Annotated in this window: 12 protein-coding genes; 2 read left to right on the forward strand and 10 right to left on the reverse strand. The window is 63.6% G+C overall.

From position 1 onward, the window contains the following. Positions 1-10: 10 nt before the first annotated feature. The 3 genes from INT12_RS18070 to INT12_RS18080 all read right to left on the reverse strand — a co-directional run bounded on the left by INT12_RS18070 (position 11) and on the right by INT12_RS18080 (position 1795). Positions 11-190: a hypothetical protein gene (locus INT12_RS18070; RefSeq protein ID WP_193040388.1), complete on the reverse strand. Its 180-nt coding sequence runs from the start codon at positions 188-190 to the stop codon at positions 11-13. A 155-nt stretch (positions 191-345) separates the two neighbouring features. Next, the gene (locus tag INT12_RS18075) at positions 346-1521 is read right to left on the reverse strand and encodes a lactonase family protein (protein ID WP_193040389.1); all 1176 of its coding nucleotides are present in this window, start codon (positions 1519-1521) and stop codon (positions 346-348) included. Next, positions 1508-1795: a DUF5629 family protein gene (locus INT12_RS18080; RefSeq protein ID WP_193040390.1), complete on the reverse strand. Its 288-nt coding sequence runs from the start codon at positions 1793-1795 to the stop codon at positions 1508-1510. Before INT12_RS18080 ends, INT12_RS18075 begins: the two co-directional genes overlap by 14 nt. Before the next feature lie 141 nt (positions 1796-1936). Between INT12_RS18080 and INT12_RS18085 the strand changes: the two genes are divergently transcribed. After that, positions 1937-6829: a DUF6543 domain-containing protein gene (locus INT12_RS18085; RefSeq protein WP_193040391.1), complete on the forward strand. Its 4893-nt coding sequence runs from the start codon at positions 1937-1939 to the stop codon at positions 6827-6829. Between the two features lie 49 nt (positions 6830-6878). On the opposite strand, the gene INT12_RS18090 is transcribed toward INT12_RS18085, so the two are convergent. Then, entirely contained in the window at positions 6879-9254 is a 2376-nt protein-coding gene (locus INT12_RS18090) for an efflux RND transporter permease subunit (protein ID WP_193058961.1), read from the reverse strand. Positions 9255-9269: 15 nt separating this feature from the next. Beyond that, the gene (locus tag INT12_RS18095) at positions 9270-10310 is read right to left on the reverse strand and encodes a WD40/YVTN/BNR-like repeat-containing protein (RefSeq protein ID WP_169850576.1); all 1041 of its coding nucleotides are present in this window, start codon (positions 10308-10310) and stop codon (positions 9270-9272) included. A 310-nt stretch (positions 10311-10620) separates the two neighbouring features. On the opposite strand from INT12_RS18095, the gene INT12_RS18100 reads away from it, so the two are divergent. Beyond that, positions 10621-11736, forward strand: coding sequence for a Gfo/Idh/MocA family protein (locus tag INT12_RS18100; RefSeq protein WP_193058962.1), 1116 nt, complete (start codon positions 10621-10623; stop codon positions 11734-11736). A 380-nt stretch (positions 11737-12116) separates the two neighbouring features. Here INT12_RS18100 and INT12_RS18105 read toward each other — a convergent pair whose 3' ends face one another. The 5 genes from INT12_RS18105 to INT12_RS18125 form a co-directional block, all read right to left on the reverse strand. Continuing rightward, on the reverse strand, positions 12117-13820 hold the full coding sequence (locus tag INT12_RS18105; RefSeq protein ID WP_193040392.1) for an AMP-binding protein: 1704 nt from the start codon (positions 13818-13820) through the stop codon (positions 12117-12119). Between the two features lie 31 nt (positions 13821-13851). Beyond that, complete coding sequence (locus INT12_RS18110; RefSeq protein ID WP_126585558.1) at positions 13852-15150, reverse strand: acetyl-CoA C-acetyltransferase; 1299 nt, start codon at positions 15148-15150, stop codon at positions 13852-13854. After that, entirely contained in the window at positions 15147-16037 is an 891-nt protein-coding gene (locus tag INT12_RS18115) for a MaoC/PaaZ C-terminal domain-containing protein (RefSeq protein WP_193040393.1), read from the reverse strand. The genes INT12_RS18110 and INT12_RS18115 overlap by 4 nt, the downstream gene beginning before the upstream one ends. 3 nt (positions 16038-16040) lie before the next feature. Continuing rightward, entirely contained in the window at positions 16041-17384 is a 1344-nt protein-coding gene (locus tag INT12_RS18120) for a 3-oxoacyl-ACP reductase (protein WP_193040394.1), read from the reverse strand. A 71-nt stretch (positions 17385-17455) separates the two neighbouring features. After that, positions 17456-19981, reverse strand: a complete 2526-nt coding sequence (locus INT12_RS18125; RefSeq protein WP_193040395.1) for an acyl-CoA dehydrogenase — start codon at positions 19979-19981, stop codon at positions 17456-17458. Between the last annotated feature and the right edge of the window lie 70 nt (positions 19982-20051).

Consider the following 20051-nt stretch of genomic DNA (forward strand, 5'->3'; position numbering starts at 1 on the left):
CACAGGTCGCTCAATACTGGGTTTTGTGATCCAGTGCGGCGTAGAAGTTGGCACTCTGTTGCAGGTATTTCTGGGTGTAGGCGCTGGTGCTGGATTGTTTGCCGTTGATGTTCACGCTGGCCGCAGCTGGCAGTACAACAGTGGCGGAAACAGCGGAGGCGGCGATGATCGAGAAGAGATTGAAGTTCATGTCGGTAACCCTTGTGTTCGTTTGGTTGAGTGGCCGGGGAGGCCTTGGAACTCAACTTACGCCCGAGGGTTGGGCCTTAGAAATGCTTTGAAACAGTAGCTGTTATTAATCGAATTAATAAAGAGGATCAGGCCCCGACGTGCGGGGCCTGTGGCTTATTGACGCACCAGGAACTTGAGGTCGCTGGGCGCATCGATCGGTAGTTTTTGCACGGTTTTGCCAAGCAGGCCGGTGTGCGGGTCGCGTTCGACCACCACGATTTCATTGCTTTTCTGGTTGGCGATCAGCAGGAACTTGCCGCTCGGGTCCAGGCTGAACTCGCGCGGGTGGTCGCCGTCCACGGAACGGCGCTGCAGTTCCTTGAGATGCGCGGTCGCCGGATCGATGCTGAACACCAGCAACTGATTGGCCGTGCCGCGATTGCTCACGTACAGGAACTTGCCATCGCTGGAAGCATGCAGCGCCGCGCCGGCCTTGTCGGACACCGGTTGCCCGGCGGCGAAGTCCACCAGTTGGGTTTGGCTGAGCGTGCCATCGTGGTAATCGAACACCGCGACCTGAGCGCTCATCTCGGTGGTCAGCCAGGCATGCTTGCCGTCCGCGCTGAACAGCAAATGCCGCGGGCCGCTGCCCGGCGGCAAGGGCACCGATGCCGGGTTGGCCGGGGTCAGGGGCTGCTCAGGGTTGGCCTTGGGATCGTAGCGGTAGGCAAACACCTTGTCCGCGCCGAGATCCTGCACAAACACATACTTGCCATCCGGCGACGGCACCACCGAATGCACATGGTTGGACGCCTGGCGTTGCGGGTTGACCCGGCTCGCCGGGTGCCCGCTCAACTGCACGGGCGCCGCCAGTTTGCCTTGGGCGTCCAGCGGCAGAATCGCCAGGCTGCCGCCCGGGTCTTCAAGCACCGAATAGTTGGCGACGAACAGGTAGCGGCCATCGGCGGCTACGCTGGAATGCGTCGGCTCGCTGCCCAGGCTTTGTACCTGGTTGATCAGCGTGAGCTGATGGTTCTGCGGGTCGATGCGGTAGCTGCTGACGCGACCGACCGCGTCCTGTTGGCCGGGGCCGTTTTCATTGACGACAAACAGATGCTGCTGGTCCTTGGAGACGGTCAGCCAGGACGGGTTGGCCGTTTTCGCCGCCAATACCGGCTTGCCCTGGAACCGCCCGGTGCGGCTGTCGAATTGCAGGCGATAGATCCCTTCGCTGCTGCCGGCGGTGTAGCTGCCGACCAGCAGTTCATGGGTGTCGGCCGGTGCAGCCTGTACCGACATCGCCCCGACGCTGCCCGCGATCAACAAGGGCCAGAATTTACGCATCAGCATCCGCTTCATCCTCGTCATTGTTGTTGCCGGTGAAGGCATTCACGCAGACCAGGCGGTGCTCGCCCACATCACCGGTCAGCGTCCAGCTTTGCAGAGTCTCATCGAAGACTGCGGCCTGCAGCTGTTCCTGGCTGAAACGCCAGCGTTTTTGCGCACGGCCATCCATGGCGATGATCAGCAGCTTTTCTTCATCCAGTGCGAACTCGAAGGCATGCAGCCCGTCGATTTCAAGCATGTCGCTGGTGGCAAGGACGGCCGTCAAAGTAGTAGTCATCACAGTCTTTCATCAGGTTCAAAGGGCTAATGATAGGCCACTTTGCCGCCAGGACCTAAAACCATAACCGGCTACCGCATCGGCGCCACACCGCGGATTACCGTGCACGGGCACGTCTTTATTCAACGTAAAGGAATACCCATGCCAGACCGCAATCCCCCCCTCGCCGCCGACCCGCTGCGGGAAGCGCTTGAAGCCCAGTTTCTCAAGCGTCCGACACTGCGCTCAGTCACCGCGCAGATGCTGGCGCGCAACCTGGCGGAGAAATATCCGCCGTTGACACACCCCCTCGCCGACCTGCGACTGGCCGTACCCCGTGACGGTGGCGGGCGGGCGTTGCTGCCGTTGCTGGAGGTCGCGCTGAACCATCTCGCCGACGGCAGCTTTCCCGATGTGTCGACGCGCCACGGCCTGGATAGCTACTTGAGCGATGCCAGCGGCACGCGGCTCGGTTATCCGGCCAATGGCGCCCACGCCTATGATCTTGACGTCATCGAAGCCGTCATTCGCGAACTGCCGTCACTGCTGTTTATCGGCTTCCAAGACGCCATGGCCACCTATTGGGGCGAAGACAGCGACGCCGGCGGCAGCCGCTGGAAATGGCTGGCCGACGTGCTGCAAGGCACGCTGCTCGACGCCGCCGCACGCCACGCCCAACCGCTGGACGTCCTCAATACGCTGGCGCGCTACCCAGACCGCGCCACCCGCGCACGCCGCCCGGCCCCCGACAACGCGATTCATGCCTATACGCTAGAGGCGCACCTGACGCGCGCAGGCAGCCTGCTCACGCTGCAAGCGAGCGACCTGCTGGTGGTGTGCCGCGAGCAGGTGTTGCTGTGCCGTCTATCCGGCGCAATCGAGACCTACCCTGACCTGGACGCCTTCGGCCAGGCCTGGGCCGACCACCTGCAACAGCGCTTCAGCGTCGACAGCATCACCTGGCAGCAGTACGAACCCGACGGCAATATTTTCGAGGTCCAGGCCGCGCTGATCCTCAACCAGCAATTGGAGGACCTGGCCGCCCTGCAACTCCCGGCCAACAGCACGGTGCAGGCCTTGGAACAACAGTTTGCCGACATCACCCAACCGGCGCGGTTTTTCGCCCGCGCCCGCGGCACGGCGCTGGCCACGCTGGCGTCTCTCCAGGCCGCCCTGCCCGACTGGCTGCAACGCGCCAGCGCCGCCGACCGCCTGGCTTACCGCGAATGCCTGCTTGAACAGGCCGGGATCAAGCGCCAGACCCTCGGCGATTCCGACTTCGATGGCCTGGAAACCCTGCATAGCTATGCCGCCGAGCACTTGAACCATCAACTGTGCCTGGATCGCGCTGTCGCCCTGGGCGGCCAGCGTACCTGCAACGACGCGGCACGCGCTGCCGGCTACCGGGCCGACGAGTTGACCCTGACCTTTCATGTCGCGGTGGGCAGCCTTGCAGGCGGTTACCTCGCGCCGGTGTCCATGAGCCTGGTGGACCTGGCGCTGAAGAACCTGTCGGGAAGCCCCAGAGGCCGCATGACGCTCAGCCATCGCAGCGGCCGGGCGCTCGAAGCGTGGTTGACGCCCGCCTACGTGCTGCAACTGGTCCAGCGTGTCGACATCGGCAACAACTATCCCGCCTACCTGCGCCGGGAACTGATGGGCGACACCGCCGCCGCGCGCAAACGCCAGCGGCTGTTCAACCAACAGCGGCCCCTGCACCTGAAAACCCAGGCGCTGGAGCACGCGCTCCGCGGCGAAGCCGGCCTGACCGCGCGCGGCGCGCGCTGTGTGCGGGCACTGCTCGCAACCAACCCGCTGGCACGCCGGGTCGATGGCGACGAAATGGTCATCCGCCCCCTGGCCTTTCTGCGCACGCCGTCGGCCACGGCGGACGTGGCGCAGAACATGTTCATCATCGAACCGCTCGACACCCGGCTGGGGCCGCACCTGCTATACCGTCCGGCCTATCGCGACGCGCTGCTCGAGTTCAGCAGCCGCGAACACCTGCTGGCGGCCATTGTGCAACCCGGTGCGCTACAGGACAGCGTGCTGACCTGGCTGCCCGACCCGGCCAGGGCGATCTACAGCAACGGCGGGTTCAGCCAGCCGCACATCCTGCGCATCGGCATCGGTTCGGAGTTCGACCGGCTGCCCGAGGTGCCCAAACCCGCCGAATTGGCGCCGGCCGGCGATGCGAGCGGCGACGAAATCCTCCAAGCGCTCAACCACGGCAGCCTGATGGACTATCTGTTCGGCTGCGAAACCCGCCAGTTGCTGGACCAGGCCGAGCGCGAATCGACCTCGAATGCGCAAAGCCGCTGGGCGTTGATCCTCGAAGGCATGCAATTGGGCTTCAACACCTTGTTGATGGCCGTGCGCGGCCCCCTGGCGACGATCGGCTGGCTGATCCAGGCGACGCAAAGCCTGACCCAGGACCTGCCGGCGCTGGAGAGCCCTGACCCTACGGCGAAAGAGCTGGCGTGGGTCGACCTGCTGCTCAACATCGGCATGCTGCTGGTGCATCAAGGCCCCCTCAGCGCGCACAGCGCCAGCCCGCCGCTCGACGAACAGCCCGTCACGCGCACGCCCTTCCGACGCCCGCCCGGCCTGGCAACCCGCCATGCCGCGGCGGTCGAACGCGGCGTCATCGGCCTGCCCAGCGAACCACCCGGCGGTGGCCGCACGCCGTTGGACTTCGACCATTCGCTGGCCGGCGACACCGCCGCGGCCGCGCTGCTGGAGAAACTGCGCGCCGTCAACGTGCCGTGGCCCGTGCCCGCTCCCGCGCCACTCGACACCGGGCCTCACCAAGGCTTGTACCGCATCAACGGCCTGTGGCATGCCTCGGTGGCCGGGCTGTTATTCAGGGTGAGCATCGTCCCGGGTTTTGCTGACGTGTTCATCGTTCATCCGCAAAAACCCGAACATCCCGGGATTTTGCTGAGCACCGACGGCAACGGCCATTGGTCGCTGGACCGCGGGCTCAAACTGCTGGGTGGCGGGCCCAAGCGCCTGGCCGCCTTGCGCGAAGAAAACCTGCGCAAGAAACACGAAGTGCTCGCCCGGGTGCAAGTGCTCAGTGAAGACATGCAGCACCTGATGGCGCCATTCCAGGCAGCGAGCACACAGATATCACCCGCCCTGGACGCCTTGGTCAAACAACGCAAAACCGCGCAGCTGGTGTGGAACCTGCTGCAAAAAGCCAGCGACCAGCAAAGGCCCGCCCTGGAAACACGGCATCAGCGCGAAACCCTCAAGCATCAGCAATTGCGCACCGAATTCCAGATTCTGCTGGAGAACCTGGAATTGCTGTTTGCCCAATCACTCGCCCCGCGCCTGGAGATGGTCAAGCTCGGCGTAGAACTGGAAAAAGTCGGCGGCGCTGGCGTGCATGTGCATGACCGCGCAAAAATCCTCAAGACGGTCTGGGACCAACAACTGTTTATCCACGAGATGCTCCTGGGCCGGTTGAATGCCATGCGTTTTTCCGGCGCGGGCGAACCCATGGCACGAATGGCGCGCCGCATGTTCGTGAATAACTTGCTCGGCGACTCGACGGTCTACGACGAATACGTGCGCAACGCCACCGAGTCAGCAAACATCCGCCAGCACATGGCCGAGGTTTCCGTTGCCATGGAAACCACCCTGGAACAGCTGGAAAACGATTCGCTGGCGGGACGCACGATACGCCAGGAATTGCTGGCCCAGATCGAATACCCGCAGAATTTTTTCCCCGACAACCTGCGGCTCAACGCCCTCGACTACCTGGCCGTCAGCAGCGTGGAGATGACCGATGTACGCCTGCCGCCGCAGGAAGAGCTGTACGTCAAACGCCTGGAGCAAACCGACCTGAGCGCGGCGCTGCTGTCTCACGTCGAAGTGCGCAGCAGCACCGAATACACCCTGGTCGAACAACGGCATGTGTACGAGAGCGTGCTGAAAAAGTACCGCCGTTATGAAGAGGCGATCCGCGTACTCAAGGCGCTCCACCCGAGCCGCCTGCGCCCGCAGGCCGAACGTCTGCTGGCGGGCCTCGAATACGCCCAGGCGCTGGCGAACAGCGAGCTGGAATCGGTGGTGCGCAAGCAGGAAGCGTTGGAGGTGGTGCTGCCGCTGTCGAAAACCCTGCGCGCCAAGGCGCCGACAAAGCGCGTGTTCAAGACCCGCAAAAAAGAGTATTTGATCGGCGAACTCAAGCCGGCCGATGCGCAGAACGCCGAGGAGCACTTCACCCTCACCGATACGCTGACCGGTGAAGCCGTTGCCTCTTTCAACAAGCACGCGGACGGCTGGGCGACCACCGCCGAACCGCCTTCCCAAGCCCCCACGCAGCCCCCGCGAGGCCGCACGCTGGCGACCCTCAAAGGTTTGGCCCAGACGCTGATCGAACAGCGCCGCGACATTGAACGCGTCATTACCGCCGACCGGCAAAAACTCGACTCGCCGCGCACACGCCAACAGGTCAACCCGGGCGACTGGGATGAGCTGCTCAGCGGGCACGCGGACAAGCTCACCGCGCTGGCCGAGGAAATCCAGCGCGACCACCTCGACAAACCCTCGGCCCAGGACCTGATCGATGAGTACCAGGCCCAGGCCCGCGATATGCTGCGGCTGGCGGAACGGGTGTGCAGCGAGGGCTACAAGCGTCAATGGCCGACCCAGGAGAGCCTCGATTACCTGTGGCAACACCAGCAGATCGATATCAACCTGACCAGCCTGGCCGACCCGCAACGGCCGACCCTCAGTGGCGATTTCTTCACCGAATACGCGGTGTATGACAAAGCGAAAAAACCGCCGACGGTGCTGTGGTATGCCCACTTCCATTACGCCAGCGCCGACGCCCCGCCCGCGCGCTATACCCGCGCCCATCTGAAACTGGCGGAGCAGCGCAAATACACGCAGAAGGATTTGCTCAAGCAACACGTCCAGAGCAGCTTGCGCAACCCCCAGGAGCCGGGCGCCGAGCCGATCAGGCGGATTGTCTACGTATTGATCACGCCGCCGGTGGATCAGTTGTTCCTGGCGATCGCGCCCACACCGCGCGCAAGCCGGTGAGCGCAGCGTGACGTTGCCGGTGGGGGCGCAACCGCCCCCACCGCCGCACTCAGTGGGCGAACAGCGAGTTGCCTTTCTGCCCGGCCAACTTCTCCGGTTTGATCAGGAACCGCGCCAGCGCCGGCAGCAGCCACAGCGCGCCGAACATGTTCCACAGCAGCATGAAGGTCAGCATCAGGCCCATGTCGGCCTGGAATTTGATCGCCGAGAAGATCCAGGTACACACGCCGATCGCCAGGCACAACCCGGTGAACAGCACCGCCTTGCCTGTGGACTTGAGCGTCTGGTAGTACGCCTCTTGCAACGGCAGGCCAGCGCGCAGGAAACTTTCCAGACGGCTGTAGATGTAAATGCCGTAGTCCACGCCGATGCCCACGCCAAGGGCCACCACCGGCAAGGTCGCGACCTTGACGCCGATGCCCATGAACGCCATCAACGCGTTGCCCAGCACCGAGGTCAGCACCAGCGGCAGCACGATGCACAGGGTCGCCGCCCAGGAGCGGAAGGTGATCATGCACATGGTCGCCACGCACAGGTACACCAGGATCAGGATGGTCAGCTCCGACTCCTTGATCACCTCGTTGGTAGCGGCCTCGATCCCGGCGTTACCGGCGGCGAGGATGAACTCCAGGCCGTCCTTGTTGTTTTCCTTGGCGAAGTCCTGCACCGCATGCACGGCGCGGTCGAGGGTTTCGGCCTTGTGGTCGTTGAGGAACACCAACACCGGCGCCAGGGAGCAGTTGTTGTTGTACAGGCCATCGGCGCGGGCGATGGAGTTGTTCAGCACATCCGGGTTGCGCGACAGGGTTTCCCATTTCAGGTTGCCCTCGTTCATGCCCTTGATCATCTGCTTGGACACGGTCACCAGCGAGATCGCCGACTGCACGCCCTCGGTGTTCTGCATCTTCCACATCAACTGGTCGATGGGCGCCATGGCTTCATAGCGCGAGCAGCCTTCGGCCTTGGTCTTGACCATCACCACCAGCACGTCGGAACTGGTGGAGTAGTTGCTGATGATGAAGTTGTTGTCCTTGTTGTAGCGCGAGTCCGGGCGTAGCTCCGGCGCGCCCTGGTCCAAGTCGCCGATCTTGAGGTGCTGGCTGTACCAGAGGCCGCCGCTGAACGCGACCAGCGCCAGGGCGACGGAAATCGGCGCGACCTTCGGGTTGGCGAAATTCGACAGCAGGCGCCAGAACGGGTGTTCGCGATTCGCGTCTTTCTTGCTCCTGGCCACGGCGCGCTTGCTGATGCCCGCGTAGGAAATCGCCACCGGCAGCAGGATCAGGTTGGTAAACACGATCACCGCCACGCCGATGGACGCGCCGATGGCCAGTTCCCGGATCACCCCGATGTCGATGATCAGCAGGGTAATGAAACCCACCGCATCCGCCAGAATCGCGATCATCCCCGGCAGGAACAGTTGCCGGAAGGTCCGCCGTGCGGCAGTCAGCGCATTGTCCGCGTCGCTCGATTGCAGGGCGATACCGTTGATCTTCTGCACGCCGTGGGAAATACCGATGGCGAAGATCAGGAACGGCACCAGCATCGAATACGGATCGAGCCCGAAGCCGAAGAAGTGCATCAAGCCGAGTTGCCAGACCACCGCCACCAGCGTCGTGCTCAACACCGCGACGGTGCTGCGCAGGCAGTTGGTGAACCACAGCAACAGCACCAGCGTGATGACGAAGGCAACGCCGAAGAACAGCACGACCATCACCAGCCCGTCGATCAGATCGCCGACCTTCTTGGCGAAACCGACGATGTGGATCTTGACGTTGGGGTTCTGCGCTTCGAACTTGGTGCGGATCTTGTCTTCCAGTTCATGGGAGAACTGCCGATAGTCCAGGGCCAGCAACTTGCCCTGGTCCTGCGGGTCCGGGTAGGACTCCAGCAGCGGGATGTCGACAATGCTCGACTTGAAGTCGTTGGACACCAGGCGCCCGACCTGGCCGGACTTGAGCACGTTGTTGCGCAGTTGATCGAGGCTCGGCGGCGAGCCGTTGTAGCTCTGCGGGATCACTTCCCCGCCGGCAAAGCCTTCCTCGGTGACTTCGGTCCAGCGCACGCTGGGGCTCCACAGCGACTTGAGGCCCGAGCGGTCGACGCCAGAGATGTAGAACACCTCGTCGTTGATCTGCCGCAGGGTCTCCATGTAGTCCTTGGTGAAGATGTCACCGTCCTTGGCCTCTACCGAGATACGCACCGTGTTGCCCAGGTTGGCCAGGTCGTTGCGGTGTTCCATCATCTTTTCGATGAAGGGGTGCTTGAGCGGGATCATCTTTTCGAAGCTGGTGGAGGGGCGAATCAACGTCGCCTGCCAGAACAGGAAAATACTCACCAGCAGGCAGATGACGATCACTGCCGGGCGGTTGTTGAAGATCAGGCGCTCAAGAAAGGTCGCTTTATCGTTGTGATGACTGCTCATTCTTTCCCCGCCTTCTTATTGTTTTGTGGGTTCGGCGCCGGTTGGCGTAGCAACACGAACACCCCCCTGCCCGACCAGAATCAAGTTGCCATTGCCCGCCGCCGTCACTGCCGAGAGTGAAATACGGTCCGGGCGATTGAATACGCTGAAGGTCTGGCCGTCGTCATGGCTGACCACCACGCTGCCGCCGTTACCGACCACCACCAGCGCGCCGTCATCGAGCAAGGTCGCCCCGGACAAGCCGAACTCCAGGGCGCCGCGCGCCGCATTCAGTTCGACCTGCTCCCAGGTGCTGCCGAAATCCGTGGAGCGGTACAGGTTGCCACGCAAGCCGTAGGCCAACAGGGTGTGCGGCTGGGCGGTGCCGATCACGCCGAACAGTGAACCCTCGTAGGGGCCTTCGAGTTTTTCCCAGGTCTGGCCGTCGTCGCTGGAGCGGAACATGCTGCCCTGCTCACCGACGATAAACAGGCCGGCGTCCTTGATCTGGGCGATGGCGTTGAGGTGGAACTGGTCTTCGTTGTCGAGGCGCTCGCTGACGTCTTCCCAGGTTTTGCCACCGTCGGTGGTTTCGATCAGCGCCCCGTAGGCGCCGACGGCCAGGCCGTGGTTGGCGTCGTTGAACCAGACGTCGAGCAACGGCGCTTCGCGCTTGAGGTCCTGGTATTGCTGGACCCAGGTGGCGCCGCCGTCGACGCTGGCGAGGATCTGCGCATCGTGGCCGACGGCCCAGCCGTGTTTGTCATCGACAAAAAACACCGCCGTGAGCAGTTGGCGGGTGGGGACTTTGGCTTGGGTCCAGGTGCTGCCCTGGTCATCGGAATAGAGGATGTGCCCGCGATCACCGACCGCCACCAGGCGCGAGCCCGCGTGGACCACGTCGATCATCAGGCCCTTGGCGGCCTTGGGGGATTCAATTGCAAACACCGGCTGTGCGGCGGTATCGCTGGCTGCCAACAGCGGTGGCGACAACGCGGCACCGGCCAGCAACGAGAGCGCTGTGGCCAACAACGCAACCCTGCGTGCGGCGCGTGGGCGGCAAACAACCCAACCCATGACAGGCTCACTCATAGACCTTTCTCCCATTTATTATTGTTAGGTCGTCTTACCTTCCCGGGCTCTGAAACCTGCAATCTAGAGCGCCTGGAGGAAGTAGGGGCCATCCTATCGGGCTTTCGAATCGTCTGACAATCGGCGCTACGTTATCTTTTGTTAACTGGCGGCTTTTAACCCTGCGCTGAATATAACCACATCAACTGCAATGATATAGCTTCAGAAATGAATTATTTTTTCCACATATTGAATTATGAGAATTTATATTCCATTAATAGCCTCCCTGAAAACAATAATCCAAAGGACCACGGCTATGCGCAAACTCGGAATCGGCCTGATCGGCACAGGCTTCATGGGCCGCGCCCATGCCCTGGCGTTCAATAACGCCCGCACGGTATTCGAGCTGCCGGTCAGCCTCAAGCTGGCCGCCCTGGCCGATGCCGACACCGAACGCGCCCAGCGCTGCGCCGATGCCTGGGGATTTGCCCAGGCCCATGGTGACTGGCAAGCGCTGGTCAACGACCCCACGGTCGATGTGGTGGCGATCACCACACCGAACCATTTGCACTACCCCATGGCCATGGCCGCGCTCGCGGCGGGCAAGGCGGTGTACTGCGAAAAACCGCTGGCGGTCAGCCTGGCGCAGGCCGACGCCATGCGCCACGCCGCGAGTGCGGCGGGCGTGGTGACGCGGGTCGGCTACAACTACCAGCACAACCCGATGATCGGGTGGGCAAAGCAGATCATCGCCAACGGCGAATTGGGCGAAATCATCAGTTTCCAGGGTGAGTTCAGCGAAGACTTCATGGCCGACCCGGCTTCACCCTGGTCATGGCGCTGTGAGGTGGAACATGCCGGTGGCGCCCTGGCAGACCTGGGCAGCCACTTGCTGTCGATGGCACGCTATCTGGTGGGCGATGTGGTCAGCGTGTGCGCCGATACGCAGACCGTGCATGCACAGCGCCCCGCCGTCAAAGGCGGCGACACACTCAAGTCGATTGCCGTGGACGACCAGGTACATGCCCTGCTGCGTTTCGCCAACGGCGCGCGCGGCACGGTGAGCAGCAGTTGGCTCAAGCACGGTTACAAGAACCACCTGGCGTTTGAGATCAGCGGGACGCAAGGCACGTTGGCCTTCGATCAGGAGCGCTTGAACGAACTGCGCCTGTGTCGCAAGGGCCAGGACGGCTTCCAACGCCTGCTGGCCGGCCCCGCCCTGCCCGGCTACGCGGCGTTCAGCCCGGCCGCCGGCCATCAGTTGGGCTACAACGAATTGAAGACGCTGGAAGTGCGCGAGTTGATTCTGGCAGTGGCCGGCCAGGGCGCGGACGGCAGCGACTTCGAGGCAGCGTGGGCGGTCGAGCGGCTGGCGACGGCGATTCGCGTGGCGGCTCGAGAACAGCGCTGGGTCAATGTGAACTCGGTCTGAAATGTGGGAGGGGGCTTGCCCCCGATGACGGTGGATCAGTCGATAGGCTCGGTGACTTCAACTCCGCTATCGGGGGCAAGCCCCCCTCCCACATTTAGATCACCTAGAGATTCAAGTTAGCGCAGCGCGCGGCGCAGCACCTTGCCCACCGTGGTCTTGGGCAGCTCGGCGGTTTCCTTGGGCCGCGTGGGCGGTCGAGCGGCTGGCGACGGCGATTCGCGTGGCGGCTCGAGAACAGCGCTGGGTCAATGTGAACTCGCTCTGAAATGTGGGAGGGGGCTTGCCCCCGATGGCGGTGGATCAGTCGATAGGCTCGGTGACTTCAACTCCGCTATCGGGGGCAAGCCCCCTCCCACATTTAGATCACCTAGAGATTCAAGTTAGCGTAGCGCGCGGCGCAGTACCTTGCCCACCGTGGTCTTGGGCAGCTCGGTGCTGCGAAACTCCACGTACCTGGGCACTTTGTACCCCGTCAGGTATTCCCGGCAATGGGCCAGGATCTGTGCCTGGGTCAGGTTCGGGTCTTTGCGCACCACGATGATCTTCACCCTCTCGCCGGTCACGCCATCTTCCACACCGATTGCCGCCACTTCAGCAACGCCGGGGTGCAGCGCCACCACGTCTTCGATTTCATTGGGGTACACGTTGAAGCCCGAGACCAGGATCAGGTCCTTCTTGCGGTCGACCAGGCGGATATAACCGCGCGTATCCATCACCCCGATATCGCCGGTCGACAGCCAGCCCTCGGCATCCAGCACCTCGGCGGTTTCCTTGGGCCGCTTCCAGTAGCCCTGCATCACCTGCGGGCCGCGCACTTGCAATTCGCCCTGCTCACCGAGGTCAGTCAATTCGCCGTCTTCGCGCATGAAACGCACCCAGGTCGACGGCAAGGGCACGCCGATGCTGCCGGTGAACTCCATCTCGCGCATGCGGGAAATGTCGATCGGGCTGATGCTCACCACCGGCGAGCATTCGGTCAGCCCGTAGCCTTCGATGATCGGCAGCCCGGTGACGTCCTTCCAGCGCTTGGCCACCGCCGTGTGCGTGGCCATGCCACCGGCGATCACCATGCGCAGGTCGGAAAAGTCCCGCGCACAGAACTCCTGGTTCTCCAGCAAGCCGTTAAACAACGTGTTGACCCCGGCAATCCCGTTGAAGCGCTCCTTGCGCAGGATCATCTGCACGCGCTTCACGTCCCGTGGGTTGGCGATCAGGATGTTGCGCCCGCCCAGGCACATGAACATCAGGCAGTTCACCGTCAGCGAAAAGATGTGATACAGCGGCAACAAGGTGACGTTGGTTTCCTGCTTGTCCTGGTCCAATTGGTTGCCGACCCAGGCCTTGGCTTGCAGCAGGTTGGCGATGATGTTGCGGTGGCTGAGCATCACACCCTTGGCGTCACCCGTGGTGCCGCCGGTGTATTGCAGGAAGGCCAGGTCGTCGAGGTGCATGTCCACCGGGAAATGGGTCAGCGCCCGTCCTTGCTTGAGCGCCTGATTGAAGCGTACCGAACCGCGCAGGTTGAACCTCGGCACCTGTTTCTGCACGCGGCGCAGGATGAAGTTCATCGCCGCGCCCTTGAAGGTGCCGAGCAAGTCGCCAATGGCCGCCACCACCACGCGCTTGACGCTGCTGCCGGGCATGGCTTTTTCCAGGGTGTGGGCGAAGTTCTCGAAGATCACCACCGTCTCGGCGCCGCTGTCCTTGAGCAAATGCTTGAGTTCATGGGCGGTGTACAGCGGGTTGACGTTGACCACCACCGCACCGGCCAGGATCGTCCCCAGCAGGCAGATCGGGTACTGCAAGCAGTTGGGCATCATCAGCGCCACGCGGTCGCCGGTCTTCACACCCTGGCCTTGCAACCAGGCGGCAAACGCAATGCCCTGCATGTGCCAGTCGGCATAGGTCATTTCGGTGCCGATGCTGACGTAGGCCACCCGTTCGCGGAATTTTTCCAGGTGCTCCAAGAACACCTCGCGCAGCGACGGGTAGTCCTCGATACCGGCATCGATGTCCGCCGGGACGCCAGGCAGGTAGGCGTTCAACCAGATGCGTTCGGTGTGTTCCAGGCTGATAGCGTTCATGGCAGTTTCCTTGTTGTTGTTTTGGATAGCGCTACTTTTCGACGATGGCGGTAATGCCCAGCCCGCCCGCCGCGCAGATCGAAATCAGGCCGCGCCCGCCGCCACGCTCGTGGATCGCCTTGGCCAACGCCGCCAATTGCCGGCCCCCGGTGGCGGCGAAGGGATGCCCGCAGCCCAGGGAGCCGCCGTTGACGTTCATCTTGGCGCGGTCGATGGTGCCCAGCGGTGCGTCCAGCCCCAGCCGTTCGCGACAGTAGTCGGCGTCTTCCCAGGCCTTGAGCGTACAGAGCACCTGGGCGGCGAACGCTTCGTGGATCTCGAAGAAATCGAAGTCGGCAAAGCCCAGGCCCTCACGCTTGAGCATGCGCGGCACGGCATAGGCCGGCGCCATCAGCAGGCCTTCGCTGCCGTCGACAAAATTCACCGCCGCGGTCTCGCCGGTGCGCAGGTAAGCCAACACCGGCCAGCCGTGTTCGGCGGCCCACGCTTCACTGGCCAACAGCACCACCGAGGCGCCGTCGGTCAGCGGTGTGGAGTTGCCCGCCGTGAGCGTGCCGTTCTGGCGGTCGTAGGCCGGGGACAGGCTGGCGAGCTTCTCCAGGCTGGTGTCGGCGCGCAGGTTGTTGTCCCGCGCCAGGCCGCGATAGGGGCTGATCAGGTCGTCGAAGAAACCGCGTTGATAGGCGGCATCCAGGCGCTGGTGGCTGCTGAGGGTCAATTCATCCTGGGCCAGGCGCTTGATCTGCCAGCGCTTGGCCATTTCTTCGCAGTGCTCGCCCATCGACAGACCGGTGCGCGGTTCGCCATTGCGCGGCAGCAGCGGCTTGAAGAACATCGACGGACGCACCTTCAGCAGCGCCTTCACCTTGTCGCCCATGGCCTTGGCGCGATTGGCCGCAAGCAAGGTGTGGCGCAGCGCTTCATTGAGGCCGATGGGCGCGTCGGACGTGGTGTCGGCGCCACCGGCGATGCCCACGTCGATCTGGCCGAGGGCGATCTTGTTCGCCACCAGCAAGGCCGCTTCCAGGCCCGTGCCGCAGGCTTGTTGCAGGTCGTAGGCCGGGGTTTGCGCAGACAGCGTGGTCGATAACAGCGACTCGCGCGCCAGGTTGAAATCCCGCGAGTGCTTGATCACCGCGCCCGCGGCGAACTCGCCCAGGCGCTGGCCGTGCAGGTTGTAGCGGTCGACTAGGCCTTGCAGCGCGGCCACCAGCAAATCCTGGTTACTGTCGTGGGCATACACCGTGTTGGAGCGGGCAAACGGAATGCGGTTGCCGCCGATGATCGCCACGCGGCGGGCCGGGGCCGGGTTGAAGCTGTAGTCATTCATTTAAGACGCTCGTTCCAGATAAAAAGCCCGCGCATGTGCGGTTTGTCACCGGCGAAGTTGCGCACTTCGAACTCACGCCGTGGGCCGCTCACGGGGCGGCGCCACAGCGCGACCTGGCCGGGCAGGAAGATCGGCAGCTTGAAGTCGCAATGCGCTTGCGCCTGATCCAGGCCACCCGGCGGTTGCTCGGCGGCCAATGCGCGGCCCAATGTCCACATGCCGTGGGCGATGGCGCGGCGAAAGCCAAAGAGTTTTGCGCCGATCAGCGAGGTATGAATCGGGTTGAAATCCCCCGAGACCTTGGCAAACCGCCGGCCCAGGTCGGCGGGCAGGACCCAGCGCTGGGTGCGCAACAGGCCTTCTTCCTGCAAGGGCAGCACGTCCGCCCATGGCTCACCCACCGGGTTTTTCACGTCGCGCCGCAGGTACAGGCTGTCGCTTTCCCACAGCAGCGTGTCCGCACCGTAGGCCCGGGTGGCGATGCTCAGCGCCTGGCCCTTGGGGTGCGCCACCCAACGCTCGCAGTACACCTCCAGGCGCAGGGCCTGGCCCGCGTGCAAGCGCTGGTGCTGACGAATGCGATTGGCCAGGTGGACCATGCCGCTGGCCGGGTACGGGAAACTCGGCCGGGTCAGCAGCATCAGGTGCAACGGGAACGCCAGCACCTGCGGGTAGGCCAGCGGCACGCCCTGCTCATGCCGGAAACCACAGGCGCGGCCATACGCGGCGATGCCGGTGGCCGACAATTCCACCGCCGAACGCACCAGACGCGCCTTGGGCAACTCAGGCGCGCCGTCGAGCTTGGGTTTGCGCAAGGCGCGCAGGCCGTCCAGCAACAACTGGGGCAGCGACGGCGGCGGGTCGATGATCTGCGTCACGTAGTCCATGGCTCAAGCTCCCAGCAGGCTTTGGCCGCACACGCGCACGACTTGGCCGTTGACGCCGCCGGACGCCGGGTGGGCCAGCCAGGCGATGGTCTCGGCCACGTCGATCGGCTGGCCGCCCTGGGACAGCGAATTCATGCGCCGCCCGGCTTCGCGGATCAGCAGCGGGATCTTCGCGGTCATCTGGGTTTCGATGAACCCCGGCGCCACCGCGTTCACCGTGACCTGCTGCGCCGCCGCCAACGGCGCCAGGCCGTGGACCAGGCCGATCACGCCGGCTTTGGAGGTGGCGTAGTTGCTTTGCCCGAGGTTGCCGGCGATGCCGGAAATCGACGACACACAGACGATACGCCCGCCCGGGTTCAGGCCCTGGCATTCCAGCAGCGCGTGGCTCAGTTGCAGCGGCGCTTGCAGGTTGACCGCCAGCACACTGCGCCACGCCGCTTCGGTCATCTTGGTGATGGTCTTGTCGCGGGTGATCCCGGCGTTATGCACCACCACGTCGAAGGCGCCGGATTGGCTGACATGGGCCTGCAACAGTGAGGCCGCATCTGCTGCGGTAATGTCCAGTGGCAACGCCGAGCCACCGACGCTGGCGGCGGCGTGTTGCAGCGCGTCCTCGGCTTGGGGCACATCCACGCACACCACATGGGCGCCGTCGCGGGCCAATACCTGGGCAATCGCCAAGCCGATGCCGCGGGAGGCACCGGTGACCAGTGCGCGGCGGCCGGCGAAGGGGGTGTCCCAGTTGACCGTGACAGGGCCGTCCAGCGGTTTTTCCAGGCGCACCACTTGCCCCGACACATAGGCCGAACGACGCGACAGAAAGAAGCGCAGGCTGCTGTCCAGGGCGTGTTCGGCCCCCGGCGCGACGTAGATCAACTGCACGGTGATCGCCCGGCGCAGTTCCTTGGCCAGCGAACGCACCAACCCTTCGAGGGCGCGCTGGGCGATGGCCTGGGGCAAATCCCGACAGTCTTCGGGAGCAGTGCCGAGCACCACCACGCGGCCATGCTGGGCGAGGCGCTTGGCGTTGGCGTGGAAAAATACGTAGAGCTCATCGAGCTGCTGCAGGTCGACGACGCCAGTGGCATCGAACACCGCGCCCTGCACCGTGACCGTAGACGGCGCCTTGAGGGTCGCTGCAGTGGCGGCGACCGTGTCGGTGGCGCTGAAAATCTGTTGCACTTGCGCAGCCAGGCGCCCTGCCCCGGCGACGATCACCGGGTTGGCCAGGCCTTGCTGGCCACGGCGATGACGCTGCAGCGGCAACGGTTGCGGCAGGCCGATGGCCTGGGCCAGGCGTCGGCCCCAGGGGGAATTGACGAACGATAGGTAGCTGTCACTCATATAAACATCCACTCACGATACGGTATCGGTATGAACGCCCGAGCCATGTAGGCGCGTTCATTCAGTGCCACTCAATTGACCGAAGCATTCTCGCCCTGGCTGGTACGACGCTGGGTAGATGGTTGCAACACGTGCTTACGCTGCTGCAACGCCTCGAGCAAACCGAAGTCCTGCGGGAAGTCGTCGACCTGGATGCCGTGGTCGGCATATTCCACATAGCGCGCGAGCAAGGCGTCTTCATCGCTGCTGATCAAGTCCAGCGCCCGCGCCTTGACGCGCCAGGCGGCAAAGGCCGTGGCGGCGATCGGCATCGGTTCGAGCAAGCCCTGTTTGATCGCAGGCTTGAGCCGTGCTTCGATCAGCTCCACCTGCGGCAACAGGCGGAAAGCCAATTCGCCGTAGGTCAGCTTGTCGATTTCCGGACGTGGGATATAGGAATTGGCCAGCAAGCGCTCACGGGTTTCGCCGGGGGTCTGCACCACATCCGCCACCTGGGCCAACAGCCGGTCCGAGGGTTTACGCAGGGGAATACCGAACGGAAAACTCAAGCCGCGCACCACCGCCGCAGCAGCTTTCGACGGATAGTTATCGAGTGTTTCGGCGAAGGCTTCATGGGCGCGCAGCAACGCATCCTGGGCCGACCAATGCACCAGCGGCAAATCCGCCTGGGGCCGGCCGTCATCTTCAAAGCGCTTGAGCACGCAAGACAAGATGTACAACTGCGAAAGAATATCGCCCAGGCGCCCGGTGATACTTTCCTTGCGCTTGAGCGCACCGCCGAGCACGCCCATGGAAACGTCCGAGATCAAAGCCAACACCACCGACAGCCGATTGGCCTGACGGTAGTAGGACGCCAACGCCGGCTCGGTCTTGGCGGGTGCGGAAATCAGGCGCCCGCCAGTGAGCGAATGCACTGCGGCGCGCACCGTATTGGCCAGCACAAAGCTCATATGGCCGAACATTGCGCTGTCAAACGCTTCAAGCGCCTTGCGCCGATCGGGGTTGCGCGCCGCTTCCATCTCGCGCAACACATAGGGATGGCAACGGATCAGGCCCTGGCCAAAGATGATCAGGCAGCGGGTCATGATGTTCGCGCCTTCTACCGTGATCGCAATCGGGCTTTGTTGATAAGCGCGGGCCAGGAAGTTGTTGGGGCCCATGCAGATGCCCTTGCCGGCGACGATGTCCATGCCGTCGTTGACGATCACCCGCGCGCGCTCGGTGACGTGGTATTTGGCGATGGCGGAGATCACCGAAGGTTTCTCGCCGGCATCCAGCGATGCCACCGACACCTTGCGCACCGCGTCGCAGGCATACAAATGCCCGGCCATGCGCGCCAACGGGGCTTGCACGCCTTCGAACTTGCCGATGGGCAGGCCGAACTGTTTGCGCATCGCCGCATACGCGCTGGTGCCGCGTACTGCGACCTTGCCCAGGCCGACGTTGGCCGACGGCAAGGAAATCGCCCGACCGGCCGCCAGGCATTCCATCAGCATGCGCCAGCCGTTGCCGACCTGTTCGCGGCCGCCGATGACCCACTCCAGGGGAATGAACACATCCTTGCCGGTGGTAGGACCGTTCTGAAATACCGCGTTGAGCGGCCAGTGCCGACGACCGCTGTTCACGCCCGGATGGGAGGTTGGGATCAACGCGCAAGTGATGCCCAGCGAACCCGGCTGGCCGAGTAGACCGTCCGGGTCTTGCGCACGAAACGCCAGGCCAAGCACCGTGGCAATCGGGCCAAGGGTGATGTAGCGCTTGTCCCAGGTCACGTTGAAACCCAGTACTTCCTCGCCTTCGTGCAGGCCTTTGCAGACGATGCCCAGGTCCGGAATCGCCCCGGCGTCGGAACCGGCATACGGGCTGGTCAGCGCGAAACACGGGATGTCTTCGCCACGCGCCAGGCGCGGCAGGTAGTAATTACGCTGGGCATCGGTGCCGTAATGCAGCAGCAATTCCGCCGGGCCCAGGGAGTTGGGCACCATCACCGAAATCGCCGCCGCCGAGCAGCGCGTCGACAGCTTCATCACCACTTGCGAATGCGCGTAGTGGGAAAAGCCTTTGCCGCCGTACTGCTTGGGAATGATCATGCCAAGGAAACCGGCGTCCTTGGTGTACTGCCAGCCCTCGGGGGACATGTCTTGCCAGACCTGGGTGGTTTCCCAGTCGTTGGCGATGTCGCACAGGGTTTCGACTTCGTTGTCGAGGAAGGCTTGTTCCTCGGCACTCAGGCTGGCCGGCGCGGCTTGCAGCAGGCGCTGCCAGTCGGGTCGGCCGCTGAACAGTTCGGCATCCCACCACACGGTGCCGGACTCGATGGCCGCGCGCTCGGTGTCGGACATTGCCGGCATCACTGTACGAAATAGGCTCAGAGCCTTGCTGGTCAACAGGCGGCGACGCAGCGGTTTGATTGTCATCAGCAACGCGGGCAATACCACTAACAGCGCCACGACGGTGGTGCCGAAAACGGCGACCACGTTGAACAGGTAGCCGGCCGCCAGCCAGGCCAGGCCAGCGCCCAGCCAGTGGACAGCGGCGGCTTGTCGATACGCCAGGGCAATCGCGGCTGCGAAACCCACCAATAACCAGATCACCATGGGGATACCTCTACTCGATTCAGGGCGTGGCGAACGCTGGCGCAGATCGATATGAACTGCGGCGTAGGGC

Origin of the sequence: Pseudomonas sp. K8 (genome assembly GCF_014889455.1) — a bacterium.
Lineage (GTDB): Bacteria > Pseudomonadota > Gammaproteobacteria > Pseudomonadales > Pseudomonadaceae > Aquipseudomonas > Aquipseudomonas veronii.